The sequence below is a fragment of the Streptomyces sp. NPDC093546 genome (assembly GCF_044765045.1).
Taxonomy (GTDB): domain Bacteria; phylum Actinomycetota; class Actinomycetes; order Streptomycetales; family Streptomycetaceae; genus Streptomyces.
The window spans coordinates 1-25451 of record NZ_JBIWJG010000019.1; the positions used below are offsets into that span (position 1 = coordinate 1).

The 25451-nt window shown below is 74.3% G+C and carries 18 protein-coding genes and 1 pseudogene; 15 read left to right on the top strand and 4 right to left on the bottom strand.

What is annotated here, in order from left to right; translation table 11 throughout:
* From ACIRNI_RS29285 to ACIRNI_RS29305, 5 genes and pseudogenes are all read left to right on the top strand, one after another.
* Positions 1 to 273, top strand: a pseudogene (locus ACIRNI_RS29285) (xanthine dehydrogenase family protein subunit M); the annotation flags it as partial.
* A 2-nt stretch (positions 274 to 275) separates the two neighbouring features.
* Positions 276 to 890: a (2Fe-2S)-binding protein gene (locus tag ACIRNI_RS29290; RefSeq protein WP_403555975.1), complete on the top strand. Its 615-nt coding sequence runs from the start codon at positions 276 to 278 to the stop codon at positions 888 to 890.
* Positions 890 to 3298 carry a xanthine dehydrogenase subunit D gene (gene pucD, locus ACIRNI_RS29295; RefSeq protein ID WP_403555977.1) on the top strand — a complete coding sequence of 803 codons (2409 nt, stop codon included), beginning with the start codon at positions 890 to 892 and terminating at the stop codon, positions 3296 to 3298. The genes ACIRNI_RS29290 and pucD overlap by 1 nt, the downstream gene beginning before the upstream one ends.
* 305 nt (positions 3299 to 3603) lie before the next feature.
* On the top strand, positions 3604 to 5046 hold the full coding sequence (locus ACIRNI_RS29300; protein WP_403555979.1) for an NCS2 family permease: 1443 nt from the start codon (positions 3604 to 3606) through the stop codon (positions 5044 to 5046).
* A gap of 47 nt (positions 5047 to 5093) precedes the next feature.
* Positions 5094 to 6230: an XdhC family protein gene (locus ACIRNI_RS29305; RefSeq protein ID WP_403555981.1), complete on the top strand. Its 1137-nt coding sequence runs from the start codon at positions 5094 to 5096 to the stop codon at positions 6228 to 6230.
* A gap of 21 nt (positions 6231 to 6251) precedes the next feature.
* On the opposite strand, the gene eccCb is transcribed toward ACIRNI_RS29305, so the two are convergent.
* Both eccCb and ACIRNI_RS29315 read right to left on the bottom strand, forming a co-directional pair.
* On the bottom strand, positions 6252 to 10532 hold the full coding sequence (gene eccCb, locus ACIRNI_RS29310; protein WP_403555983.1) for a type VII secretion protein EccCb: 4281 nt from the start codon (positions 10530 to 10532) through the stop codon (positions 6252 to 6254).
* Entirely contained in the window at positions 10495 to 10941 is a 447-nt protein-coding gene (locus ACIRNI_RS29315; RefSeq protein ID WP_403555985.1) for a hypothetical protein, read from the bottom strand. The genes eccCb and ACIRNI_RS29315 overlap by 38 nt, the downstream gene beginning before the upstream one ends.
* A gap of 253 nt (positions 10942 to 11194) precedes the next feature.
* Between ACIRNI_RS29315 and ACIRNI_RS29320 the strand changes: the two genes are divergently transcribed.
* The 7 genes from ACIRNI_RS29320 (at position 11195) to ACIRNI_RS29350 (ending at position 17991) form a co-directional block, all read left to right on the top strand.
* A complete protein-coding gene (locus ACIRNI_RS29320; protein WP_403555987.1) occupies positions 11195 to 12298 on the top strand; it encodes a glutamate--cysteine ligase in 1104 nt (367 codons plus the stop codon).
* A 139-nt stretch (positions 12299 to 12437) separates the two neighbouring features.
* Positions 12438 to 12650, top strand: a complete 213-nt coding sequence (locus ACIRNI_RS29325) for a hypothetical protein (protein ID WP_403555988.1) — start codon at positions 12438 to 12440, stop codon at positions 12648 to 12650.
* A 109-nt stretch (positions 12651 to 12759) separates the two neighbouring features.
* Positions 12760 to 13245, top strand: a complete 486-nt coding sequence (locus tag ACIRNI_RS29330) for a DUF5709 domain-containing protein (RefSeq protein WP_403555990.1) — start codon at positions 12760 to 12762, stop codon at positions 13243 to 13245.
* Positions 13245 to 13814: a 2Fe-2S iron-sulfur cluster-binding protein gene (locus ACIRNI_RS29335; protein ID WP_403555992.1), complete on the top strand. Its 570-nt coding sequence runs from the start codon at positions 13245 to 13247 to the stop codon at positions 13812 to 13814. The genes ACIRNI_RS29330 and ACIRNI_RS29335 overlap by 1 nt, the downstream gene beginning before the upstream one ends.
* A 7-nt stretch (positions 13815 to 13821) precedes the next feature.
* Positions 13822 to 14826 carry an FAD binding domain-containing protein gene (locus tag ACIRNI_RS29340; RefSeq protein ID WP_403555993.1) on the top strand — a complete coding sequence of 335 codons (1005 nt, stop codon included), beginning with the start codon at positions 13822 to 13824 and terminating at the stop codon, positions 14824 to 14826.
* A gap of 53 nt (positions 14827 to 14879) precedes the next feature.
* Complete coding sequence (locus tag ACIRNI_RS29345; protein ID WP_403555995.1) at positions 14880 to 17048, top strand: xanthine dehydrogenase family protein molybdopterin-binding subunit; 2169 nt, start codon at positions 14880 to 14882, stop codon at positions 17046 to 17048.
* 10 nt (positions 17049 to 17058) lie between these two features.
* Positions 17059 to 17991 (top strand): glutaminase, encoded by a 933-nt coding sequence (locus ACIRNI_RS29350; protein WP_403555997.1) that lies wholly within the window; start codon positions 17059 to 17061, stop codon positions 17989 to 17991.
* Positions 17992 to 18001: 10 nt separating this feature from the next.
* Here the strand turns inward: ACIRNI_RS29350 and ACIRNI_RS29355 are convergent, their stop codons facing one another.
* Positions 18002 to 19654 carry an IclR family transcriptional regulator C-terminal domain-containing protein gene (locus ACIRNI_RS29355; RefSeq protein WP_403555999.1) on the bottom strand — a complete coding sequence of 551 codons (1653 nt, stop codon included), beginning with the start codon at positions 19652 to 19654 and terminating at the stop codon, positions 18002 to 18004.
* Positions 19655 to 19763: 109 nt separating this feature from the next.
* Here ACIRNI_RS29355 and ACIRNI_RS29360 point away from each other — a divergent pair, with 109 nt between their 5' ends.
* A complete protein-coding gene (locus ACIRNI_RS29360; protein ID WP_403556001.1) occupies positions 19764 to 20945 on the top strand; it encodes a 4-hydroxybenzoate 3-monooxygenase in 1182 nt (393 codons plus the stop codon).
* On the opposite strand, the gene ACIRNI_RS29365 is transcribed toward ACIRNI_RS29360, so the two are convergent.
* Positions 20921 to 22234 carry an MFS transporter gene (locus ACIRNI_RS29365; RefSeq protein WP_403556003.1) on the bottom strand — a complete coding sequence of 438 codons (1314 nt, stop codon included), beginning with the start codon at positions 22232 to 22234 and terminating at the stop codon, positions 20921 to 20923. The two genes, ACIRNI_RS29360 and ACIRNI_RS29365, sit on opposite strands and share 25 nt — an antisense overlap.
* A 186-nt stretch (positions 22235 to 22420) precedes the next feature.
* Here ACIRNI_RS29365 and ACIRNI_RS29370 point away from each other — a divergent pair, with 186 nt between their 5' ends.
* The gene (locus ACIRNI_RS29370) at positions 22421 to 23962 is read left to right on the top strand and encodes an SDR family oxidoreductase (RefSeq protein WP_403556005.1); all 1542 of its coding nucleotides are present in this window, start codon (positions 22421 to 22423) and stop codon (positions 23960 to 23962) included.
* Complete coding sequence (locus ACIRNI_RS29375; RefSeq protein WP_403556007.1) at positions 23959 to 25350, top strand: cryptochrome/photolyase family protein; 1392 nt, start codon at positions 23959 to 23961, stop codon at positions 25348 to 25350. The genes ACIRNI_RS29370 and ACIRNI_RS29375 overlap by 4 nt, the downstream gene beginning before the upstream one ends.
* Positions 25351 to 25451 lie beyond the last annotated feature (101 nt).

Sequence of the window (25451 nt, forward strand, 5' to 3'; positions counted from 1 at the left end):
GCGGCCCCCACCCCGGTGCGGGCCAAGGCGGCCGAGGAGTTCTTGAACGCCGCGCTCGAAGAGGGCGGCTTCTGGGACAACGGCAAGATCATCACTCCCTCGATCGCCAAGCAGTTCGCGGAGCTCGCCTCCGCCGCCTGCAACCCGATCGACGACGTACGAGGCACCGCCAAGTACCGCCGTCACGCCGTCGGGATCATGGCCCGCCGCACGCTCGGCTGGACCTGGGAGCAGTACCGCGGCACCGGCCGCACCCTTGAAGGAGCTGCATAACCATGCGCGTCAATTTCACGGTCAACGGACGTCCGCAGCAGGCCGACGACGTCTGGGAGGGCGAGTCCCTCCTGTACGTCCTGCGTGAGCGCCTGGGCCTGCCCGGCTCCAAGAACGCCTGTGAGCAGGGCGAGTGCGGCTCCTGCACGGTCCGCCTGGACGGTGTCCCGGTGTGTTCGTGCCTGGTCGCGGCCGGCCAGGTCGAGGGCCGCGAGGTCGTCACCGTCGAGGGCCTCGCCGACTACGCCAAGCAGCGTGCCGAGCACAGCGGCGCGTGCGGCACCGGCGCGTGCGGCTCGGCCGGCTCCGGCGGCAAGGAGGGCACCTCCCTCCAGGCGGCCCAGCAGTGGTCCGCCAAGGGCACCGACTCGCAGACCGGTGAGGGCGGCGAGCTCTCCCCGATCCAGCAGGCGTTCATCGACGCGGGCGCCGTCCAGTGCGGCTTCTGCACCCCGGGTCTGCTGGTCGCGGCCGACGAGATGCTGGAGCGCAACCCGTCGCCGTCCGACGAGGACATCCGCGAGGCGCTCTCCGGCAACCTCTGCCGCTGCACCGGTTACGAGAAGATCCTCGACGCGGTCCGCCTGGCGGCCGCTCGTCAGGGAGAGGCAGTCTGATGGCTCAGAACACCCGAGTCGCGTCCGCCCCGGCGGGCACCCCCACCAAGGTCACCCAGGGCTCCCAGACCAAGGGCGGTATCGGCGAGTCGACGCTCCGCCCCGACGGCACCCTCAAGGTCACCGGCGAGTTCGCCTACTCCTCGGACATGTGGCACGAGGACATGCTCTGGGGCCAGATCCTCCGCTCGCCCGTGGCGCACGCCGAGATCGTGTCCATCGACACCTCCGAGGCCCTCGCGCAGGCCGGCGTCTACGCCGTCCTCACCTACGACGACCTGCCCACCGAGGTGAAGAACTACGGCCTGGAGATCGAGGACACCCCTGTCCTCGCCCACGGCCGGGTGCGCCACCACGGCGAGCCGGTCGCCCTGGTCGCCGCCGACCACCCGGAGACCGCCCGCCGCGCCGCCGCGAAGATCAAGGTCGAGTACAAGGAGCTGCCCGTCGTCACCGACGAGGCCTCCGCGCTCGCGCCGGACGCCCCGCTGCTGCACCCGGGCCGGGACGACCACCACGCCGGCCACGTACCGCACCCGAACATCGTGCACCGCCAGCCGATCATCCGCGGCGACGTGGAGGAGGCCCGCAAGCGGGCCGACGTGATCGTCGAGGGCGAGTACACCTTCGGCATGCAGGACCAGGCCTTCCTCGGCCCCGAGTCCGGCCTCGCCGTGCCGTCCGAGGACGGGGGTGTCGACCTCTACGTCGCCACCCAGTGGCTGCACTCCGACCTCCGCCAGATCGCCCCGGTCCTCGGCCTGCCCGAGGAGAAGGTCCGCATGACGCTCTCCGGCGTCGGCGGTGCCTTCGGTGGTCGCGAGGACCTGTCGATGCAGATCCACGCCTGCCTGCTGGCGCTCCGCACCGGCAAGCCGGTCAAGATCGTCTACAACCGGTTCGAGTCGTTCTTCGGCCACGTCCACCGGCACCCGGCGAAGCTCTACTACGAGCACGGCGCCACCAAGGACGGCAAGCTCACGCACATGAAGTGCAAGATCGTCCTGGACGGCGGCGCGTACGCCTCCGCCTCCCCGGCCGTCGTCGGCAACGCCTCCTCGCTCTCCGTCGGCCCGTACGTCATCGACGACGTCGACATCGAGGCCATCGCGCTCTACACGAACAACCCGCCCTGTGGCGCCATGCGCGGCTTCGGCGCGGTCCAGGCGTGCTTCGCGTACGAGGCCCAGATGGACAAGCTCGCGGCGAAGCTGGGCATGGACCCGGTGGAGTTCCGCCAGCTCAACGCCATGGAGCAGGGCACGCTCATGCCGACCGGCCAGCCGGTCGACTCGCCCGCCCCGGTCGCCGAGCTGCTGCGCCGCATCAAGGCCCGCCCGCTGCCGCCCGAGCGCCAGTGGGAGACCACCGCGGGCGCCGACGTCCGCGCGCTGCCCGGCGGTCTGTCCAACACCACGCACGGCGAGGGCGTCGTCCGCGGCGTCGGCTACGCGGTCGGCATCAAGAACGTCGGCTTCTCCGAGGGCTTCGACGACTACTCCACCGCCAAGGTCCGCATGGAGGTCATCAACGGCGAGGCGGTCGCGACCGTCCACACCGCGATGGCGGAGGTCGGCCAGGGCGGCATCACCGTCCACGCCCAGATCGCCCGCACGGAGCTGGGCGTCACCCAGGTGACGATCAACCCGGCCGACACCCAGGTCGGCTCGGCCGGCTCCACCTCCGCCTCCCGCCAGACGTACGTCACCGGCGGCGCGGTGAAGAACTCCTGCGAGCTCGTCCGCGAGAAGGTGCTGGAGATCGGCCGCCGCAAGTTCGGCACCTACCACCCCGCGTGGGCCACCGCCGAGCTGGTGCTCGAAGCCGGCAAGGTCGTCACCGACGGCGGCGAGGTCCTCGCCGACCTGGTGGACGTCCTGGAGGACGAGGTCGTCGAGATCGAGGCCGAGTGGCGCCACCGCCCGACCGAGGCGTTCGACCTTCGGACGGGCCAGGGCAACGGCCACGTCCAGTACTCCTTCGCCGCGCACCGCGCGGTCGTGGAGGTCGACACCGAGCTCGGACTGGTCAAGGTCATCGAGCTCGCCTGCGCCCAGGACGTCGGCAAGGCCCTCAACCCGCTGTCCGTCGTCGGCCAGATCCAGGGTGGCACCACCCAGGGCCTGGGCGTGGCGGTCATGGAGGAGATCATCGTCGACCCGAAGACCGCGAAGGTGAAGAACCCCTCCTTCACGGACTACCTGATCCCCACCATCCTCGACACCCCGACCATCCCGGTCGACGTGCTCGAGCTCGCCGACGACCACGCGCCCTACGGTCTGCGCGGCATCGGCGAGGCCCCGACCCTGTCCTCCACCCCGGCCGTCCTCGCGGCGATCCGGAACGCGACGGGCCTGGAGCTCAACAAGACGCCGGTACGCCCCGAGCACCTCACCGGCACCCTGTAAGCCCTCGGGGCCGTGAGGCCCCGGGGCCCGCAAGCCCTCCGGGTGGTGCGTGCCTCCCAGGAACGTCACACTTCCCAGCCCGCACCGCCCGGAGCAGCAACCGCGCCGCTCGCGGTTCCCCCCACGCTTCACCCCCCACCGATCCTCCATCCCCCAACCCCCCCACACCGACGAAGTACCCCCACGCAGAACCCCGTTCGTCTCGGGCCGTCCCCCGGGTCGTGCAGCCAACGCACCATCCCAAATCCCGCAGCTTTATGCCCCTGTGCATGCGGGTGCCCCTTTGAACCTTGGGAGTAGGCACCATGACCCAGTCGTCAGTGGAGCCGAAGACCGTCGCCGACGACGCGGGCTCCGGCTCTCGCGTCCCCGCCGGACGGTCTTGGCTCGACCGGTACTTTCACATCACCCACAGAGGATCCACGGTCGCGCGAGAGGTGCGCGGCGGCATCACCACCTTCATGGCGATGGCCTACATCCTCCTGCTCAACCCTCTGCTGCTCGGCGGCGAGGATTCGCTCGGCGACAAGCTGAGCCAGCCCGCGCTGATCACGGCCACCGCCCTCGCAGCAGCGGTCACCACTCTGGCGATGGGTTTCATCGGCAAGGTTCCGCTCGCCCTCGCGGCGGGCCTGAGCGTCGCGGGCGTCATCTCCACCCAAGTCGCCCCCGAAATGACCTGGCCGCAGGCCATGGGCATGTGCGTCATCTACGGCGCCGTGATCTGTCTGCTGGTGGTCACCGGCGTCCGTGAAGTCATCATGAACGCCATACCGCTGGCGCTGAAGCACGGCATCACGATGGGCATCGGCCTCTTCATCGCGATGATCGGCTTCGTCAACGCCGGCTTCGTCGGCAAGGGCGAGGGCGGCGGCCCCGTCACCCTCGGTGTCGGAGGCTCCCTGACCGGCTGGCCGGTCGCGCTCTTCGCCTTCACGCTCCTGCTGATCTTCGCGCTCCAGGCCCGCAAGATCCCCGGAGCCATCCTGCTCGGCATCGTCGTCGGCACGGTCGTCTCCGTCATCGGCACCGCCACCGGCCTCATCGGCGAGAAGGAGTGGGGCGGCGCCGCGCCGATCCTGCACGGCAGCCCGGTCTCCATGCCGGACTTCTCGCTCTTCGGCCAGGTCAGCTTCGGCGGCTGGGACAAGCTGGGCTACGCCGCCGTCAGCATGATCGTCTTCACCCTGGTGCTGGCCGGCTTCTTCGACGCCATGGCGACCATCATCGCCGTCGGCCAGGAGGCCAAGCTCGCCGACGCCCAGGGCAAGATGCCCGGCCTGAACAAGGCGCTGTTCATCGACGGCGCGGGCGGCATCATCGGCGGTGGCGCCGGTGCCTCCGGCCAGACCGTCTTCATCGAGTCCGCGACCGGCGTCGGTGAGGGCGCCCGTACGGGCCTGTCCGCCTCGGTCACCGGCCTCTTCTTCGCCGCGTGCCTGTTCTTCACCCCGCTCACCCAGCTGGTGCCCGGCCAGGTCGCCTCCGCCGCCCTGGTGGTCATCGGCGCCATGATGCTGCAGAACGCCCGGCACGTGGACTGGACCGACTGGTCCGTCGCCGTCCCGGTCTTCCTCACGGTCGTGCTGATGCCGTTCACCTACACCATCACCACGGGTGTCGGCGCCGGTGTCATCGCGTACTGCGTCATCAAGGCCGCCCAGGGCAAGTGGCGCGAGCCCAGCATTCTGATGTGGGTGCTGTCGGCGGTGTTCATCTTCTACTTCGCCATGGGTACCGGTCACTGACGGAAGACCGGGCCCTCCACACCGAAGCTCTCTCGAAGGAGGCCGACATGCTGGACATCGCCGAGGAACTCACCCGGTGGGTCGAGCAGGGACGCGACTTCGCCGTGGCCACCGTGGTGGCCGTCGGCGGCAGCGCGCCCCGGCAGCCGGGCGCCGCTCTCGCCGTCGACAGCGAGGGCACCGCGATCGGCTCGGTCTCCGGCGGATGTGTGGAGGGCGCGGTCTACGAACTGTGCCAGCAGGCGCTGGCGGACGGCGAGACCGTCCTGGAGCGCTTCGGCTACAGCGACGAGGACGCCTTCGCGGTCGGCCTGACCTGCGGCGGCATCATCGACATCCTCGTCACCCCGGTTCGCGGCGGGGTCTACCCCGCCGCGCTGGCGGCCGCCGCCGGAGGGGAGGCGGCGGCCCTCGCCAGGATCACGGAGGGACCGGCGGAGCTGCTCGGTACGGCTCTGCTGGTCCACCCGGACGGCTCGTACGAGGGCAGCCTCGGCGGCCACCCCGAGCTGGACCGCACGGCGGCGGGCGAGGCCCGCGCCATGCTCGACGCCGGCCGCACCGGCACGCTCGTCATCGGCGAGGACGGCTCCCGCTGCGGACAGCCGCTCACGCTGCTGGTCGAGTCCAGCCTCCCCGCGCCCCGCATGATCGTCTTCGGCGCCATCGACTTCGCGGCGGCGCTGGTCCGGGTCGGCAAGTTCCTCGGCTACCACGTCACCGTGTGCGACGCCCGCCCCGTCTTCGCCACCCCCGCCCGCTTCCCGGAGGCGGACGAGGTGGTGGTCGAATGGCCGCACAAGTACCTCGAGTCCACCGAGGTGGACGGCCGCACCGTGCTGTGCGTGCTCACCCACGACGCCAAGTTCGACGTGCCCCTGCTCGAACTGGCCCTGAAGCTCCCCGTCGCGTACGTCGGCGCGATGGGCTCCCGCCGCACCCACCAGGACCGCAACAAGCGGCTGCGCGAGGTCGGCGTCACCGAACTGGAGCTCGCCCGCCTGCGCTCCCCGATCGGCCTGGACCTCGGCGCCCGTACGCCGGAGGAGACGGCCCTGTCGATCGGCGCGGAGATCGTCGCCGCCCGGCGCGGCGGCAGCGGCGTCTCCCTCACCGGCGCCCACACCCCGATCCACCACGACGGCCCCGACGCCCCGGCGGGCCGCATCGGCTCCGTCGCCTGACAGCGCCGCCGCAGGCTCTGCTCAGTCGGTCGCGTCCCGCGGCGGCACGTACGCCAGCTGCACCCGCCGGGACGCGCCGCGCCGGTCCGTCATCGTGCAGCGGCCCGGGCGGTCGCCGGAGAGCGTGATCTCCTGGGCGCCCTGCTCCCGTACGCCCTGCGTGAGCGGTTCGTACATCGCCCGCGAGGCCCGGACCGAGCTGCGGCACAGCACCAGACGCAGGCCCAGGTCCCGGCCGAAGGGCAGGAACTCCAGCAGCGGGTGGAGCGGGTTGCCCGAGGCGGTGGCGACCAGCTCGTAGTTGTCCACGAGGACGAAGAGGTCGGGGCCCGTGTACCAGCTGCGGTCGCGCAGCTGCTCCGCCGTGACGTCCACGCCGGGCATCCGCTCCCGGAGCACCGCCACCAGCTCGGCCACCACCTCCTTGAGCCGGGCGCCGCTCGCGCAGTACTGCGTGCGGTCGGGGGGCAGGTCGTGCAGCAGGGACCGCCGGTAGTCGGCGACGACCAGCACCGCCTGCCGCTCCGCGTACCGGGAGGTGATCTGCCGGCCGATCAGCCGCAGCAGGGAGGACTTGCCGAACTCGTGGTCCCCGACGACGACGAGGTACGGGTCCGACTCGAAGTCGATGGTCACCGTCGACAGGCTCGCCTCGTCTATGCCGATGGTGATCTCCCGCCCGGGGTCGTCCTCCCGCTGCCGGCCCAGCTCCTCCAGCGGCAGCAGCGCCGGCAGCACCCGTACGGGCGGTGCCGACGGGCCCGCCCAGGCCTCGCCGATCGCGGTGACCAGGTGCGTGGTGGCGGCCTCAGCCGACGCGTCCGGCCCGTCGGGCCCCTCGCTCAGGCGCGGTACGGCGGCCAGGAAGTGGTACCCGCCGGGGCTCAGACCACGGCCGGGAGCGCCGATCGGGACGGCCTCCGCCTTGCGCCGGTCGATCTCCGACTCCGCGGGGTCGGCGAGCCGCAGCTCGGTCGCGGGGCCGAGCCGGTCGCGCAGGGCGGGGCGTACGTCGGCGTAGCGTGGTGTCGCGAGGATCAGGTGGACGCCGTGGGCGGGGCCGCGCGCCGCCAGGTCCACGATGGTCTCCTCCAGCTGCTCGTAGTCGCTCCGGAAGGCCGACCAGCCGTCGATGACCAGGAAGACGTCGCCCCACTTGTCCTCGGCCCACTCGCCGGTGGAGCGGGCCCTGCGGTACTCCTCCATGGAACCGATGCCGTGGAGCCGGAAGAACGCCTCGCGCTCGGCGAGGACGCCGGCGATCTCGGCGACCGTACGGCGCACCTGCTCCCCGTCGAGCCGGGACGCCCGCCCGCCCAGGTGCGGCAGGCCCTCCAGCAGGCGCAGGGAGCCGCCGCCGAAGTCGAGGACGTAGAACTGCGCCTCGCGCGGCGTGTGGAGGAGGGCGAGCCCGCAGATCAGCGTGCGCAGCAGCGTCGACTTCCCGGACTGCGGCGCGCCGATCACCAGACCGTGTCCCGCGGGGCCCGAGAAGTCGGCGTACCGGACCTCGCGGCGCTGCTCCTCCGGCTTGTCCAGCAGCGCCACCGGCACGGTGAGCGGCGCCGGACGTCCCTCGGGGCCGTCGGCGGAGCGCCGGGGGTGCAGTCCGCGCTCGTCGTCGGTGACCAGGGGCGGCAGCAGGTCGGTGAGGGCCGGGGGCGTGTCCAGCGGCGGCAGCCACACGCGGTGTGCGGCCGGGCCCTGCCCGCGCAGCCGCCGCACGGCGAGGTCGAGCAGCGACTCCTCCGACGGGCCGGCCGCGCCGGAGACGTACGCCCCCTTGAACCGGACCAGCGTGTTCGTCCCGGACCGGAGGTAGCCGAGGCCCGGGGCCTGCGGCAGGTGGTACGCGTCCGCCACGCCGATCGCGGCGCGCGACTCGGCCGCCGAGGAGGCCCGCAGGCCGATGCGGTACGAGACGAAGGCGTCGAGCCCGCGGATCCTGGTTTCCTCCAGGCGCTGGGAGGCCAGCAGCAGGTGGATGCCGAGCGACCGGCCGAGCCGGCCGATCCGGATCAGCAGCTCCAGGAAGTCGTGCCGGGGGGTGAGCAGGTCGCCGAACTCGTCCACCACGATCATCAGCGACGGCAGCGGCTCGAGGGCGGCGCCGTCGGCGCGGGCCTTCTCGTACGCGGTGACGTGCGGGAAGCTCCCCGCGTCCCGCAGCAGGTCCTGGCGGCGCCGCAGCTCGCCGGTGAGCGCCTCGCGCAGCCGGTCCACGAGGGCGGGATCGTCCGCCAGACCGCCGACGACGGCCGAGACGTGCGGCAGTTCCGCCAGGGCGGCGAACCCGGAGCCGTCCTTGGCGTCCGCGAGGAGGAAGTTGACCGTCTCGGAGGAGTGGGTGACGGCGAGCGCCAGCACCAGGGCCCGCAGCAGCTCCGACTTGCCGGAGCCGGTCGCGCCGACGCACAGGCCGTGCGGGCCCATGCCGCCCTGGGAGGCGTCCTTCAGGTCGAGGTGGACCGGCCCGCCGTCGTCGTCCAGACCGAGCGGGACGCGCAGCCGCTGGTCCGCCCGGCGGCGGCGCCGCAGGCGTGCCACGTCCAGGCGGGCGGGGTCCTCCAGGCCGAGCAGCGTGGCGTAGGACGTGAGCGGGTCGGGCGGGGTCGCGGCGGCTCCGCCGCCCCGCCGGGCGCCGAGCCAGCGCTCGCGCATCCGCAGCGTCGTGTCGGCCAGGGCCCGCCGGGCCTCCGCCGTACTGGTCGCGTCCTCCAGCCGGGGTACGGCCACGCGGAAGCGCCGGCGCCGGGCCAGCGCCCAGCCGACGCCGATGCTGGAGGCGAGGGTGGCGTCGACGTACGACTCGGACGGGTCCTCGAGGGCGAGCTCGACCCGGGTGCCGAGCAGCCCCAGCAGGCCGGGGCCGAAGTCGCTCCACCGGCGGGCGGAGACCAGGAGGTGGACGCCGTAGTTCAGTCCGGTGTTGACCAGGCGGTGGATGGTGTCGGCGAAGGCGGGGTCCTCCCAGTGGAAGTCCAGCCAGCCGTCGATCACCACGAAGATGTCGCTGCCGCTGCCGTCCGGCAGCTCACCGGCCGCACGCAGCTCGCGGAACTCCTCGACGGAGTCGATGCCCCGGTCCCGGAAGAGCGCGCGCCGCGCCGCGACCGCGTCCCGCACGGCCGTCAGGACCTGCTGGACGGCGCTGTGCTCGTGCGGCGCGGCCACCAACCGCACGTGCGGCATGGACCGCAGCACCCCGAGCCGGTTGACGGCCCCTTCGAGGAGGTAGAACTCCACCTCGTGCGGGGTGTGGGTGAGGGCCAGGGACATCGCGATCACCCGCAGCAGGGTCGTCTTGCCGCTGCCCAGCCGGCCGACCACCGCGGCGTTGCCCTCCCGCCCGGCCAGGTCCAGGAACATCGACTCCCCGCCCGAGGTGGCCTCGGTGCGGCCGATCGGCACCAGCAGCCGGGACGCGCCCTCCCAGGAGTCGCAGATGAACCCCCGGTCCGGGGTGTCCACCGGCGGCGGGAGCAGCGCGCCGAGCAGCAGCTCGTCGGCCTTCGCGGTCCGGGCGGCGAAGGGCCCCGCCGCGGCGTCGATCACCGGGGCGTACGCGAGGGGCACGTGCCCCTCGTACTGGCCCGACTTGGTGGGCGTCTGCTCGGGCCCCACCTGGTTGACCACCGCGTCGTGGACGTACGTGTACAGCTCGTCGGGCGTGATCACGCCGTCGCGGTCCAGGTCGGCCAGGCCCGTGGCGAGCCCTTCGTTGACCGCCGTGGTGAACCGGGAGCCGGGGCGGGCGTTGTCGAGGGTGAGCTGGTCGCCTTCGTACGCGTACTCCAGCGCCGTGGAGGCGGTGATCACGAAGGTGCCGCGGCCCACCAGCGCCGACTCGACGTCGACGGGTGCGGGCGACATGGGGGTGCCGCGGTGGAAGAGGCCGCTGTAGCAGCAGTCCAGCAGCACGATCTTGGCGCGGGCCTCGCACTCGTCGAGGAGCTGGTGGACGAGGTCGGCGCGGACGGCGGTGGTGTGCGGGCGGCCGAGGTCGGTGCCGATGGTGGCGAAGAAGAGCCGGCCCGTGTCGTTGCGGACGCCGTGGCAGGAGAGGTAGAGCAGCACCAGGTCGTCGGGGGCGCGGTGCGCGAGCAGCGCCTCCATCTCGCGCTCGATCTCGTCCTTGGGGCGGTTGGAGAGCGTGCGGACGAAGTCGAAGCGGCCCACCGCCGGGTCCCTGAGCAGCGCCTCCAGCTCCCCGGCGCCGCGCGCCGGGGACCGCAGCTGGTTCAGCCCCGGGTCGACGTACCCGTCAGTCGCGACCAGCAGCGCGATTCTGCGTCCCGCCATCGCCGTCCCCCGTCGCGCCGTCCGTTTCCGCGCCGTCCGCGCCCGCCGCGATCCGCGCCGCCACCACCTCGACGAGCGCCGACTGGTCCTTGGCGGACAGCGCCTCGAAGGTGCCCTTGTGGCCGTCGAACTCCCACGCCACGGAGCGCGCCTTGGAGCGCTGGATGTACGCCACCAGCACATTGCTCATCGCCTTCACGGCGGCGGCCGAGAACGCCCCGCTGACGACCAGGACCCCGAGCTCGTACCCCGCCGAGGCCATGGACCCGCCCGGGGCCAGGGCCGGCTTGCGCCGCACCTGGAACCGGCCGAGCGCGCGCAAGTCCTGGTAGAGGGACGTGACCTGACGGTCGAGCTGCTCGGGGGAGGCCGAGGGTCCGGCATCCACCCTCAGTTCCATCTCGTCCATTCCGCCTCCCTGGGCCCCGGGGTTACGCCGATCGAGCCGATCGTATAGCGGGCCGGTGACAGTGCGTCAGTGGTTCGCCACGGATGGGTGCCGCTCGGGCGTCGCGTCCGGGCCCGGGTCCTGGTCCGGGTTCAAGCCGGGTTCGACGGGAACTCGCCAGATCCCGGTGGTGGGCGGTGCGCGGCCTGCCCGGACCCGGGATGATGGGCGTCCCGCGTGGTCCCCGCCGGATGCGATGGAAAGGTGGTTTCCGTTGCGCACTGTCGGAGTGGAAGAGGAACTCCTGCTGGTGGATCCGCACAGCGGCGAGCCACGGGCGCTGTCCATGGCCGTGCTGGCCCTCGCCGCCAAGGAGAGCCGGGACGGAAGGGAGAACGCCTTCCAGAAGGAACTGCAGGGTCAGCAGCTGGAGTTCGCCACGCACCCGTGCTCCGGCATGCGCGAGCTGCACGCCGAGGTGGAGCGCTGGCGCGCGGAGGCGGCCCGGCACGCGGCCGCGGCGGGCGGCGCCGTCGCCGCCCTGGCGACCTCACCCCTGCCCGCCGGGCCCGCCTTCACCGAGGGCGCGCGCTACCGCTGGATGCAGGAGCAGTTCGGCCTCACCGCCCAGGAGCAGCTCACCTGCGGCTGCCACGTCCATGTGTCGGTCGAGTCCGACGAGGAGGGCGTCGCCGTCCTCGACCGCGTCAGGCCCTGGCTGCACGTGCTGCTCGCGCTCAGCGCCAACTCACCCTTCTGGCAGGGCCGCGACAGCGGGTACAGCAGCTACCGCAACCGCGTCTGGGGCCGCTGGCCCTCGGCCGGCCCGGTCGAGCTCTTCGGCTCCGCCGACCGCTACCACCAGCAGGTTCGCGACCTCCTCGGCACGGGCGTCCTGCACGACGAAGGCATGATCTACTTCGACGCCCGGCTGTCCCACGCCTACCCGACCGTCGAGGTCAGGGCCCCGGACGTCTGCCTGGACGCGTCCACCACCGCCCTGATCGCCACCCTCGCCCGCGCGCTGGTCGACACCGCGGCCCGCGAGTGGCGCGACGGCGTGCCCCCGGCCCGCCACACCGTCGGCCTGCTGCGGGCCGCGGCGTGGCGGGCGAGCCGCTCCGGCGTGGACGACGAGCTGCTCCACCCCCTGACCATGCGGCCCGTCCCCGCCGAGCACGTCGTGCACGCGCTGCTCGCCCACGTCGAGGACGCCCTGGAGGCCAACGGCGACCTGCCCGACGCCCGCAAGGGCGTCGCCGAGCTGCTCGCCCACGGCAACGGCGCGCGCGTCCAGCGGGAGCTGCTGCGCCGCACCGGCAGCCTGCGCGATGTCGTCCTCGCGTGCGTACGCCGTACCCAGGAGCACGTGTACTGAGGGCGGGGCCGCGCCCGTACGCATGGAGGGCACGCGCGTGCGAATCCGGTGGCATGATCCGCGGAACTTCGGGCAGGGGCGGGTGGCCGGGCGGCGCCCGGCGACCGCACCGATGTCCCCGGTCCCAGGAGAACCACGCATGAGCACCCGAACCTCTCGCCCCGGCTCGCCCATATACGACCAGCTGGTCGAAGAGCACGGAGACGTGATCAAGGAGGCGAGAAGGCTCGCCGAGCTCACCCACCGGCAGGCCGACCGGGTGCTCAGCTGGGACACGCCGTCCCTGGGCTTCCTGTCCTGGGAGGACGGGGAACGGTCGGGACCGGGGCACCCCGACCGCGACGCCCACTGACTGGTTCGCCCGGAATGCCGGGAGGTGTGACCTGTTCCAGTCTGGATACGCGATCAGGCGTAGCGCCTGACGTCCGGGTCAGGCCCGATCAGCACACGGGAGCCACGCCATGGGAACCGAGGAATCGATGGGTGACGAGGTCTACCAGCCCGTCGCCGAGGACCGGGAGGACACGGGCATCCTCGACCCCGAGGACACCCTGTCGGACCGCGAGGCGGACCCGTACGACGAAGGCTGGTCGCCGCCTGAGCGGCCGCTGGCCGTGGACCACACCGGCACCACCGCCCGCGAGCAGCGCGAGGGCGAGAGCCTGGACCAGCGGCTGGCCGAGGAGGTCCCGGACCCGGCGCTGCAGCCCGAGGACCCCCAGGCCGTGTCCAACGGCATCGGGGACCTGCCCGGCGGGGACGGCGAACCCCTCGACGACCAGGTGGGACGCGAGCGCTCCGGCCGGCTCGTCGCGCCCGACGAAGGCGCCCACGCCGACACCGAGAAGGACGTCGTCGCCCGCGACGTGGGCATCGCCGGAGCCGCGGCCTCCGCCGAGGAAGCCGCCATGCACACCGTCCCCGACGAGGGCGACGAGGCCTTCTGATGCCGGCCGCGCCGTCCCCCGGGTCCCCCGAGGCCCCCACGCACTCGCACGTCACCCTCACGGTGAACGGCGCGCAGCACACCCTCGCCGTCGACCACCGCACGACGCTGCTCGACCTGCTGCGCGAGCGCCTCGGCCTGACCGGCGCGAAGAAGGGCTGCGACCACGGCCAGTGCGGCGCCTGCACCGTGCTCGTCGACGGCCGGCGCGCCAACAGCTGCCTGCTCCTGGCCGTCGCGCAGGACGGCTGCGACATCACCACCGTGGAGGGCCTGGCGGCCCTCGGCGACGGCGGAGGCGAGCTGCACCCGCTCCAGCGGGCCTTCCTGGACCGGGACGCCTTCCAGTGCGGCTACTGCACCCCCGGCCAGCTCTGCTCGGCGGCCGGCGCCCTCGACGAGGCCGCCGCCGGCCACCCCTCGTACGCGACCGACCCCGCCGCGCCGCCCGCTCAGGGGCCCGTCCGCCTCACGGCCGACGAGATCCGCGAGCGGCTGAGCGGCAACCTCTGCCGCTGCGGCGCGTACCCGAACATCGTCGCCGCCGTCGAGGACGTGACGAGGACGTGATCCGCTCATGAAGCCCTACGCGTACGTACGCGCCACCAGCGTCGAGGAAGCGACCGCCGCCCACGCCGGCAGCCCCGGCGCCCGCTACCTCGCCGGCGGCACCAACCTCGTCGACCTGATGAAGCACGGCGTCGAGACGCCCGACACCCTCGTCGACGTCAGCCGGCTCCCGCTGGACGCCGTCGAGGAGCTGCCGGACGGCGGGCTGCGGGTCGGCGCGACCGTACGCAACAGCGACCTCGCCGCCCATCCGCTGGTACGCACCCGCTACCCTGCCCTGTCGCAGGCGCTGCTCGCCGGCGCGTCCGGGCAGCTGCGCAACGTCGCCACCACCGGCGGCAACCTGCTCCAGCGCACCCGGTGCCCGTACTTCCAGGACACCTCCAAGCCGTGCAACAAGCGCGAGCCGGGCGCCGGCTGCGCCGCCCTCGCCGGCGTCCACCGCGACCACGCCGTCCTGGGCCACTCGCCGCACTGCATCGCCACGCACCCGTCGGACATGGCCGTCGCGCTCGCCGCGCTCGACGCCACCGTCGAACTGCGCGGCCCGGACGGCGGGCGGACCGTCCCGGCGACCAAGTTCCACCGCCTGCCCGGCGACCACCCGGAGCGGGACACCGTCATCCGGCCCGGTGAGTTGATCACCGCCGTCGCGCTCCCGGCGTCGACGGCCGGGCTGCCGTCCACGTACCTCAAGGCACGTGACCGCGCGTCCTTCGCCTTCGCGCTCGCCTCCGTCGCCGCCGTCCTCGACGTGGACGAGAAGGGGCGCGTACGCCGGGTGGGGCTCGCGTTCGGCGGCCTCGCGCACCGCCCGTGGCGCGCCCGCCTCGCCGAGGCCGCGCTCCTCGGCCACCCGCCGAACTCCGCGAACATCGGCCACGCGGTCAACGCCGAACTGGCCCTCGCCGAGCCGCTCGGCGACAACGCCTTCAAGGTGCCGCTCGCCCGCAACCTCGCCCGCCGCGCCCTGGCGCAGCTCGCGCAGGCCAGAGAGCTCGCCCACCACTGACGCGCCCACCTCGCACGATCCTCCCGCCGACCGACCGCACCCGGAGAGCCGCGATGCGCCCTACCCAGACCACCTCTGGCGCCGCCGCAGCAGCGACGGCCACCCCCGCCGGCGGCGGCCTCGGAGCCCCTGCCGAGCGCCTCGAAGGCCGCGACAAGGTCACCGGCACCGCGCGGTACGCCACCGAGCTTCCGCACACCCCGCCCGACTGCGCGTACGCCTGGCCCGTCCCCGCCACCGTCGCCCGGGGCCGCGTCACCGCCGTCGACACCTCGGCGGCCCTCGCCACCCCCGGCGCCCTCGCCGTCCTGACACCGTGGACGGCGCCCCGGCTCGGCGAGCCCGACGACCCGGCCCTCGCCGTGCTCCGGGACGACCGCGTACCGCACCGGGGCTGGTACGTCGCGCTCGCCGTCGCCGAGACCCTGGAGGCCGCCCGCGCCACCGCCGAGGCCGTCCACGTCACGTACGCCGCCGAGCCGCACGACGTCACCCTCCGCGCCGACCACCCGGACGCGTACGAGCCCGACGAGGCCAACGGCGGCAGCGCCGCCCGCCGGATGCGCGGCGACGCCGAGGCGGCCTGGGCGGCCGCGCCCGTACGCGTCGACGCCACCTACCGGATACCGCCGCTGCACAACCACCCCATGGAGCCGCACGCCGCCTACGCCCGCTGGGACGGCGCCGACGGCTCCGACCACCTGACGGTGTACGACTCCAGCCAGGGCGCGGGGCCCGTCCGCGCCGTCCTGGCCGGGATGTTCCGGGTCCCGGAGGAGCGGATCACGGTCGTCTCCGAGCACGTCGGCGGCGGCTTCGGTTCCAAGGGCACGCCCCGTCCGCACGTCGTGCTCGCCGTCATGGCCGCCCGCCACACGGGCCGCCCGGTGAAGCTGGCGCTGCCCCGCAAGGACCTGCCGACGACCGTCGGGCACCGCGCGCCGACCGTCCAGCGCGTCCGGCTCGCCGCCGAGCGGGACGGCACCCTCATGGCGGTGGGCCACGAGGTCACCACGCAGACCTCCCGGATCACCGAGTTCGTCGAGCAGGCGGCCGTCCCCGCGCGGGTCATGTACGCCTCGCCGCACAGCCTCACCAGCCACCGGGTCGTGCCCCTCGACGTACCGTCCCCGTCCTGGATGCGCGCCCCGGGTGAGGCGTCCGGCATGTACGCGCTCGAATCGGCCATGGACGAACTGGCCGACGCCCTCGGCCTCGACCCCGTCGAGCTGCGCGTCCGCAACGATCCCGCCACCGAGCCCGACAGCGGCCTGCCCTTCTCCAGCCGGAACCTCGTCGCCTGCCTGCGCGAGGGCGCCCGCCGCTTCGGCTGGCACGACCGCGACCCGCGCCCGGCGTCCCGTCGCGGCGGTCCGAAGGGGCGGTGGCTGACCGGCACGGGCGTGGCCGCCGGGACCTACCCGGTGCTGCTCGCGCCGTCCACGGCCACCGCGACCGCCCTGCCCGACGGCACCTACGCCGTCGACGTCAACGCCACCGACATCGGCACCGGCGCCCGGACCGTCCTCGCCCAGATCGCCGCCGACGCCCTGTCCACCCCCCTCGGCTCCGTACGCATCGGCATCGGCTGCACCCGCCTCCCGCGCGCCCCGCTCGCCGGCGGCTCGTCCGGCACGGCCTCCTGGGGCTCGGCCGTGCACCAGGCGTGTACGCGCCTGGCCGAGCGGCTCGCCCGCCACGAGGGGCCGCTGCCCGTGGGCGGCCTGTCGTCCACGGCGGACACCACCGAGGAGGCCGAGCGCACCCCGCCGTTCGCCCGCCACGCCTTCGGCGCCCACTTCGCCGAGGTGGCGGTCGACACCGCCACCGGCGAGGTCCGGGTCCGGCGGCTCCTCGGCGTGTACGCCGCCGGGCGCATCCTCAACCCGCGCACCGCGCGCTCCCAGTTCATCGGCGGCATGGTGATGGGCCTCGGCATGGCGCTGACCGAGCACTCCACCGTGGACCCGGCGTTCGGCGACTTCACCGAGCGCGACCTGGCCGCGTACCACGTGCCGAGCCAAGCCGACGTGCCGGACGTGGAGGCCCACTGGGTCGAGGAGGAGGATCCCCACCTCAATCCGATGGGCAGCAAGGGCATCGGCGAGATCGGCGTCGTCGGCACGCCCGCCGCCATCGGCAACGCGGTCCACCACGCCACCGGCGTCCGCTTCCGCGAGCTCCCGCTCACCCCGGACCGGGTGCTTCCGCAGCTCCCGTAGCCCGTACTGTGTGGGCGTGTCACCGCGCTTCGCCTCCGTCCTCGACCGCATCGCCGCCGAGATCGCCGCCGTCCCCGACCGCGACCGCGGCCGCCCAGCCGACTACATCCCGGCCCTCGCCGAGGCCGACCCGGGCCGCTTCGGGATGGCCGTCGCCGAGCTCGACGGCACCGTGTACGGGGTGGGGGACTGGCGGCGGCCCTTCTCCGCGCAGTCGATCACCAAGGTCTTCACGCTCGCCCTGGTGCTGTCGAGGGACGGCGAGGCGCTGTGGGAGCGCGTCGGCCGGGAGCCGTCCGGCAACCCGTTCAACTCGCTGGTGCAGCTGGAGTACGAGAACGGCATCCCGCGCAACCCGTTCATCAACGCGGGCGCCCTCGTCACCACCGACCGCCTCCAGGCCCTCACCGGCGGCGACGCCTCCGGGGCGCTGCGGGACTTCCTGCGCGCCGAGAGCGGCAACCCCGGCCTGGACTTCGACGAGAAGGTCGCCGCTTCCGAGGCCGCGCACGGGGACCGCAACGCCGCCCTCGCGCACTTCATGGCCTCGTACGGCAACATCACCAACCCGGTCCCGGAGCTGCTGGAGCAGTACTTCCGCCAGTGCTCGCTGGAGGCGTCCTGCGCCGACCTGGCCCTGGCCGCGGGCTTCCTCGCCCGGCACGGCATACGCGCCGACGGCTCGACCCTGCTGACCCGCAGCCAGGCCAAGCAGATCAACGCCGTGATGCTCACCTGCGGGACGTACGACGCCGCCGGGGACTTCGCCCACCGGGTCGGCCTGCCCGGCAAGAGCGGCGTCGGCGGCGGGATCATCGCGGTCGTCCCCGGTCACTGCACCCTGTGCGTCTGGTCCCCGGGCCTGGACCGGCGCGGCAACTCGGTGGCGGGCGTGGCCGCCCTGGACCGCTTCACCACCCTGACCGGCCTCTCCGTCTTCTGAGCACTCCGGATCACTCCGCCGGGACCCGGGCGAAACGCCCTACCACCGCCAGGTCCGCCTCGACCCGGTCCGCCGCCGTCCGCAGCTCGGGCAGGACCTCCGCGACGCACTCCTCGGCGCTGCGCCGCACGCTGTGCATGGCGACGTTCGCCGCCGCGACCACCGTCCCGGCCCGGTCGCGTACGGGTACGGCGATGGAGCGCAGCCCTTCCTCCAGCTCCTCGTCGACGAGCGCGTGGCCGCTCGCGGCGACCCCGTCCAGGACCGCGGCCAGCTCGCCCCGGTCCGTGACCGTGTACGGCGTCAGTGCGCGCAGCTCGGCCCGCGCGACCCGCTCCTCGCGCTCGGCGCGCGGCAGCCCCGCCAGCATCACGCGGCCCATGGACGTCGCGTACGCCGGAAAGCGCGTGCCGACGGTGATGTTGACGCTCATGATGCGGCTGGTGGCGACGCGCGCCGTGTACCGGATGTCGTCCCCGTCGAGCACGGCCAGCGACGCCGAGTCGTGCACGCGCGTGGCGAGCTCCGCCAGGTGCGGCGCGGCGATGGCGGACAGCGTCGTGCGCGACAGCGGGGGATACCCGAGGCCCAGCACGCGCGGCGTCAGCCGGAACGTCCGCTCGTGCGCCGTGACGTAGCCGAGGTGCTCCAGCGTGATGAGTGCCCGCCGGGCGGTCGCCCGGGCCAGGCCCGTCGCCTCGGCCACGGCGCTGAGCGTGAGCGCGTCGCGGCCCTCGCCGAAGGCGGTCGGCACGGTCAGCCCCCGGGCGAGGGACTCGATGAAGTCCCGGCCCAGCTCCTGCTTGGAGGCGCCCGTCCAGGCGGCCAGCGCGTCGGGGCGTGCCCCGGGGCCCGGCGGCGGCGCCTCCCGCAGCGCCTGCTCCATGGCGCCCACCGCCGCGCGCAGCCGGGGGAGCGCGGCGTCGCGCAGCGAGGAGGCGCTGTGCCGGCTGGTGTGGCTCACCACGCTGAGCGCGCACGCCACGCGGCCGTCGGCGGCCCGGACCGGCACGGTCACCGCGACCAGGCCCGGCTCGATGAGCTGGTCGTCGAGCGCCCAGCCCCGCTCCCGCGCCCGTGCCACCCGCTCCTCGAAGTCGGCCTCGGCCTCGCGGTGGCGCGGTGGTACGGCGGGAAAGCCCCGGTCCTCCGGGTCGGCGGCGCGGCGCTCGCGCCACCGGGCCCACTCCTGCGCCGTCCACTCGGCGGCGAACAGCGGCCCGGGCCCGGTGCGTTCGGCGGGCAGCAGGTCGCCGATGCGGAAGCTCAGGGACATGGCGCGGCGCCGGGTGGCCTGGTGGACGAACCGGATGCCGTCACCGTCGCCCACCGCCAGGGAGACCGACTCGTCCAGCTCGTCGGCGAGCGCGTCCGCGTGGGCACCCAGCAGGTCGGGCAGCCGGATCGCGGCGAGGTAGGCGTTGCCGAGCTCCATCAGGCGCGGGGCGAGCGCCGCGTCGCGGCCGTCGAGGCGTACGTACCCCATGCGCGCCAGCGTGGCCGTGACCCGGTCGACGGTGGCGCGGGCCAGGCCGGTGGCGCGCTCCAGCTCGCTGAGGCTCAGCCGCGCGTCCGCGTCGGTGAGCGCGCGCAGGACCGCGATGCCGCGCATGAGCGGGGCCACGGCCTCGGGGGGCGGGTCGGCGGGGCTGGTGGAAGGCATCGGCTCTCCCTCATAGAGGAACGGGGGCGTTGACAGCCCCGGGCGGCGCGCGCAGACTCGGCGCACCCATTCTTGTGAAGTTTACTTCACTACGCGAACAGGAGAGCGCATGCACACCACCGTCGGGATCATCGGCGGCGGCCCGGCCGGACTGCTGCTCGCCCGGCTGCTCCACCGCGCCGGTGTCGACAGCGTCGTGCTGGAGAGCCGCGACCGCGCGTACGTCGAGCGCCGCCAGCGCGCCGGCATCCTGGAGCAGGGCACCGTCGACGTGCTGCGTTCCGTCGGCGCCGGGGCGCGCCTCGACCGCGAGGGTTTGGTCCACGACGGTATCGAGCTGCGCTTCGACGGGCGCGCCCACCGCCTCGACTTCCCCGCCCTCACCGGCGGGCGCAGGGTCACGGTGTACGCCCAGACCGAGGTGGTCAAGGACCTCGTCGCCCTCCAGCTCGCCGAGGGAGGCCCGCTGCTCTTCGAGGCCGAGGTCCACGCCGTCGACGGCGCCGACACCGACCGCCCCGCCATCCGCTACACCCACGAGGGCCGGGAACAGACCCTCACCTGTGACTATGTCGTCGGCTGCGACGGCTTCCACGGCATCGCCCGCACCGCCGTCCCCGAACACCTGCGCACCACGTACGAGCGGACCTACCCCTACTCCTGGCTGGGCATCCTCGCCGAGGCGCCGCCCGTCTACGACGAACTGATCTACGCCCACTCCCCGCGCGGCTTCGCCCTCGCCAGCATGCGCACCCCGGCCGTCAGCCGCCTCTACCTCCAGGTCCCGAACGGCACCGACCCCGCCGACTGGCCCGACGAGCGCGTCTGGGACGAGCTGGACGCCCGCTTCGCCCTCGACTCCGCGCCCGACTGGCGGCTGAAGCGCGGCCCGGTGACGCAGAAGGCGGTGCTGCCGATGCGCAGCTGGGTCACCGAGCCGATGCGCCACGGGCGGCTCCTCCTCGCCGGGGACGCCGCGCACATCGTGCCGCCCACCGGCGCCAAGGGCCTCAACCTCGCCGTGGCCGACGTGGTGGTGCTCGCCCGGGCCCTCGCGCACCGGGCGGACACCGGCTCGGAGGAGCTCCTGGAGGCGTACTCCGACACCTGCCTGCGCCGGGTGTGGCGGGCGGAGCACTTCTCGTACGCCATGACGACGACCCTGCACGCCGCCCCGGCGCAGTCGCCGTTCGACACCCGCCTCCAGCTCGCGCAGCTCGAACGGATCGCCACCTCGCCGCACGCCGCCGCCGAGCTGGCCGACAACTACACCGGCCTGCCGATGGGCTGAGCGGCCCCGCCGCGCGGGGAGCGCGCGGCGAGCGGGACGCAGGCGATGGCGACGGCGCCGGCCAGCCCGGCCAGGGCGAACGCCGTGAAGCCCCAGCTGTCGTGGCCGCTCGCCGCCAGCACCCCGCCCAGCCACGGGCCGAACACCGCGCCCGTACGGCCCACGCCGGTCACCCAGCCGAGGCCCGCGGCGCGCTCGCTGTCGCGGTAGACGGTGGTGACGGCGGCGTACACCATGACCTGCGCGCTGAAGAGCACCACACCGGTGCCCGCGACCACCACGTACGTCCACCCCAGCGGCAGCTGCGACCGCAGCAGCAGCGCCCCGGCCGCCGTGAGCACGAACCAGATCGCCGACACCCGCACCGGGCCGAACCGGTCGGCGGTGCGGCCCGCGATGAGCAGACCGACGATGCCGCCCGCGTTGATGACCAGCAGGAAGCTGACGGAGGAGCCGACCCCGTAGCCGGAGGCGCGCATCATCTGCGGCAGCCACGTCGACACCCCGTACACCAGCAGCAGCCCGCAGAAGGCCGCCAGCCACAGCAGCGGCGTCGCCCACCGCGACTCCGGCCGGAACAGCGCCCGTACGGCCTCCAGGCGGCCCTTCGCCCCGGCCGCCGGCGCCTCCACGGGCGTCGGCCGCGCGAGCCCGTACCGGTCCGCGACCGCGTCCGCCCGCTCCCGCTCGCCCCGCGCGAGGAGCACCCCGGGCGACTCGGGCAGCAGCCTGAGCAGCAGCGGTACGGCGATGACGGCGGGCACCGCGCCCGCCCAGAACACCCAGCGCCACCCGGCGGCGGGCGCCACCGTGAGGCCGAGGCCCGTCGCGGCCATGCCGCCCGCGTGGTACGAGGTCATCAGCAGCCCTGTCGTCAGGGCGGCCCGGCGCGGCGGCGCGAACTCCATCACCATCGCCAGGCACAGCGGCATCAGCCCACCGAGCCCCAGGCCCGACACGAACCGCCCGGCACCGAAGAACGCCGGGCTGCCCGCGAGCGCGCAGAGCGCCGAGCCGAACGAGAAGAGCGTGATGCTCGCGACCAGCAGGGGCCGGCGCCCGAGCCAGTCGGTGACGTTCCCGGCGGCGAGCGCGCCGATGAGCATGCCGAAGGTGGTCCAGCTGCCGATCGCGCCCGCGCTCGCCTTCGTGAGGCCGAGCCCGGCGTCGTCGAGCATGTGCGGCATGACGGCGCCGTAGATGTTGACGTCCATCCCGTCGAAGAAGACGGCCAGCCAGCACAGGGCGAGCACGGGGAAGACCGTACGGAACGTGCGTGGAGAAGTCATGACCGTCCCTGGGAAAGTCCGTTCGCGTGGTGAAATCGGTTTCACTTTTGTGCGGGCGAAGAGTCTCGGCTCGCGGCCCACTCCTGTCAATGCGTCGCGCGCGGTCGTGTCCACCAGGCGCCCGGGCCGCGCGGAGGCGAGGGTGGAAGGACACGGACCCACCGCCTCGGACCCCCAGGGAGCCCCATGAACCGCCCCGACGGCCCGGCGCTCTGCCTCGTCACCGGCGCCACCGGCTACATCGGCGGCCGGCTCGTCCCCGAGCTGCTGGCCGCCGGCCACCGCGTCCGCTGCCTGGCCCGCTCGCCCGGCAAGCTCCGCGACCTCCCGTGGGCCGACCGGGTCGAGGTGGTCCGCGGCGACGTCACCGACGAGGAGTCGGTGCGCGAGGCGATGCGCGGCGTGGACGTGGCGTACTACCTGGTCCACGCCCTTGGCAGCGGCCCGGACTTCGAGAACACCGACCGCACGGCCGCCCGCATCTTCGGCCGCTGCGCCCGGGGCGCCCACGTCCGCCGCCTCGTCTACCTCGGCGGGCTCACCCCCGCGGGCGTACCGGAGCGCGCGCTCTCCCCGCACCTGCGCTCCCGCGCCGAGGTCGGCCGGATCCTGCTCGACTCCGGCGTGCCCACCGCCGTGCTGCGCGCCGCCGTCGTCCTCGGCTCCGGCTCGGCCTCCTTCGAGATGCTGCGCTACCTCACCGAGCGGCTGCCTGTCATGGTCACCCCCAGCTGGGTCCGCACCCGCATCCAGCCCATCGCCGTGCGCGACGTCCTGCGCTACCTCGTCGGCAGCGCGGACATGCCCGCCGACGTGAACCGCACCTTCGACATCGGCGGCCCCGACGTCCTGACCTATCGCGACCTGATGCGGCGGTACGCCGCCGTGGCCGGGCTGCCCCGACGGCTGATCGTGCCCGTGCCCGTGCTCACCCCGCGCCTGTCCAGCCTCTGGATCGGCCTCGTCACGCCCGTACCGCCCGGCATCGCCCGGCCACTCGCCGAGTCGCTGCGCCACGAGGTCGTCTGCCGGGAGCACGACATCGCCGCCCACGTCCCCGACCCGCCCGGCCACCCCATCGGCTGCGACCGGGCCCTCGCCCTCGCCCTGCGCCGGGTCCGCGAGGCCCGGGTGACCACCCGCTGGTCCTCCGCGTCCGTGCCCGGCGCGCCGAGCGACCCGCTGCCGACCGACCCCGACTGGTCGGGCGGCAGCCTCTACACCGACCGGCGCGCCCGGTGGGTCGACGCCTCGCCCGACTCCCTGTGGCGGGTCATCGAGGGCATCGGCGGCGAGAACGGCTGGTACTCCTTCCCCCTCGCCTGGGCGGTGCGCGGCTGGCTCGACCGGCTCGCCGGAGGCGTCGGCCTGCGCCGCGGCCGCCGGGACGCGCACCGGCTGAGGGTGGGCGACTCGCTCGACTTCTGGCGCGTCGAGGAGATCGAACGGGGCCGGCTGCTGCGGCTGCGCGCCGAGATGCGGCTGCCCGGCCTCGCCTGGCTGGAGATGTACGCCGAGGAGGACGGCGACGGCCGCAGCCGCTACCGCCAGCGCGCCCTGTTCCATCCGCACGGCCTCCTCGGGCACGCCTACTGGTGGGCCGTGTCCCCCTTCCACGCCACCGTCTTCGGCGGCATGGCCCGCAACATCGCCCGCGCCGCGGAGGACGAGGAGCGGAGCCGCCGGTCCCGGACGCGGGCCGCCCGGCGCACCGGGGCCGCGCCATGAGCGGCGCCACCGACCGCGCGGTCTCCGTCGTGCTGTTCACGGGCGACCTGAGGCTCCACGACCATCCACCGCTGCGGGCCGCCCTCGCCGGCGGCGGGCCGGTCGTGCCCCTCTTCGTGCTCGACTCCGCCATCGAGGCCGCCGGCTTCGCGGCGCCCAACCGCCGGGCCTTCCTCGCCGACTGCCTGCGCGACCTGGACGCGGGCCTGCGCAGGCGTGGCGGACGGCTCGTCGTCCGCTCCGGGGACGTGGTGGCCCAGACCCGCGCGGTCGCCGCCCAGGCGGGTGCCGACGCGGTGCACATGGCCGCCGAGTACACCCGCTACGCCACCCGCAGGGAGGACCGCCTCCGCGCCGCGCTGGAGGCGGACGGCCGCCGCCTGCACGTCCACGACGCCGTGGTCACGGCGGTGCCGCCCGGCGCCCTCACCCCGGCCGCCTCCGACCACTTCGCCGTCTTCACCCCCTACCACCGGCGCTGGACGGGCGTACGGCTGCGCGAGCCGCTCGCCGCCCCCCGCCGGGTGCCCGTACCCGACGAGGTCCCCTCCGGGCCGCTCCCCGCGCGCGCCGAGGTGCCCGGCACCTCCCCGGGCCTGGCGCCCGGCGGCGAGACCGAGGGGCGCGCACGGCTCACGGCCTGGCTGCGCACCGGCGCGGCCGGCTACGAGGACGGCCACGACGACCTCGCCGGGGACGCCACCTCCCGCCTCTCGCCGCACCTCCACTTCGGCACGGTCTCGGCGACCGAGGCCGTCCACCGCGCCCGGCGCGCCGGCGGCCCGGGCGCCGAGGCGTTCGTCCGGCAGCTGTGCTGGCGCGACTTCCACCGCCAGGTGCTCGCCGCCCGCCCGGCCGCCGCCACCCGCGACTACCGCACCCGCCACGACCACTGGCGTACGGAGCGGACCGCCGCCGGCGACATCGAGGCGTGGCGCCGGGGCCTGACGGGCTACCCGGTCGTGGACGCCGCCATGCGGCAGCTGGCGCACGAGGGCTGGATGCACAACCGCGGCCGCCTCCTGACCGCGAGCTTCCTCGCCAAGACGCTGTACGTCGACTGGCGCGTCGGCGCCCGGCACTTCCTGGAGCTGCTCGTCGACGGCGACATCCCCAACAACCAGCTCAACTGGCAGTGGGTGGCGGGCACCGGCACCGACTCCCGGCCGAACCGCGTCCTCAACCCGGTGGCCCAGGGCAAGCGCTACGACCCCGACGGCGCGTACGTACGCCGCTGGGTGCCCGAACTCGCCGGCCTGGCCGGGCCGGCCGTGCACGAGCCGTGGACGCTGCCGCCCCGCGAGCGGGCCCGTCACGACTACCCCGACCCCATCGTGGACCTCGCCGACGGCCTCGCCCGGTTCCGGCGTGCGCGCGGGCGGGACTGAGCGCGCCGGGAACGCCGCCCGGCACCGCCCGCCGCTCCCGACCGCTGCCCAATACGAGTGACGTGGCCACGGCCAGGCGAGCCAAACCCTCCGCGCCCCGC

Coding starts and splice junctions, on each gene's coding strand:
- ACIRNI_RS29305 (WP_403555981.1), top strand. CDS start 5,094: ATGCTGGACATCGCCGAGGAACTCACCCGGTGGGTCGAGCAGGGACGC.
- ACIRNI_RS29355 (WP_403555999.1), bottom strand. CDS start 19,654: ATGCCTTCCACCAGCCCCGCCGACCCGCCCCCCGAGGCCGTGGCCCCG.
- ACIRNI_RS29370 (WP_403556005.1), top strand. CDS start 22,421: ATGAACCGCCCCGACGGCCCGGCGCTCTGCCTCGTCACCGGCGCCACC.
- ACIRNI_RS29360 (WP_403556001.1), top strand. CDS start 19,764: ATGCACACCACCGTCGGGATCATCGGCGGCGGCCCGGCCGGACTGCTG.
- ACIRNI_RS29375 (WP_403556007.1), top strand. CDS start 23,959: ATGAGCGGCGCCACCGACCGCGCGGTCTCCGTCGTGCTGTTCACGGGC.
- ACIRNI_RS29315 (WP_403555985.1), bottom strand. CDS start 10,941: ATGGACGAGATGGAACTGAGGGTGGATGCCGGACCCTCGGCCTCCCCC.
- eccCb (WP_403555983.1), bottom strand. CDS start 10,532: ATGGCGGGACGCAGAATCGCGCTGCTGGTCGCGACTGACGGGTACGTC.
- ACIRNI_RS29325 (WP_403555988.1), top strand. CDS start 12,438: ATGAGCACCCGAACCTCTCGCCCCGGCTCGCCCATATACGACCAGCTG.
- ACIRNI_RS29330 (WP_403555990.1), top strand. CDS start 12,760: ATGGGAACCGAGGAATCGATGGGTGACGAGGTCTACCAGCCCGTCGCC.
- ACIRNI_RS29345 (WP_403555995.1), top strand. CDS start 14,880: ATGCGCCCTACCCAGACCACCTCTGGCGCCGCCGCAGCAGCGACGGCC.
- ACIRNI_RS29340 (WP_403555993.1), top strand. CDS start 13,822: ATGAAGCCCTACGCGTACGTACGCGCCACCAGCGTCGAGGAAGCGACC.
- ACIRNI_RS29335 (WP_403555992.1), top strand. CDS start 13,245: ATGCCGGCCGCGCCGTCCCCCGGGTCCCCCGAGGCCCCCACGCACTCG.
- pucD (WP_403555977.1), top strand. CDS start 890: ATGGCTCAGAACACCCGAGTCGCGTCCGCCCCGGCGGGCACCCCCACC.
- ACIRNI_RS29290 (WP_403555975.1), top strand. CDS start 276: ATGCGCGTCAATTTCACGGTCAACGGACGTCCGCAGCAGGCCGACGAC.
- ACIRNI_RS29365 (WP_403556003.1), bottom strand. CDS start 22,234: ATGACTTCTCCACGCACGTTCCGTACGGTCTTCCCCGTGCTCGCCCTG.
- ACIRNI_RS29300 (WP_403555979.1), top strand. CDS start 3,604: ATGACCCAGTCGTCAGTGGAGCCGAAGACCGTCGCCGACGACGCGGGC.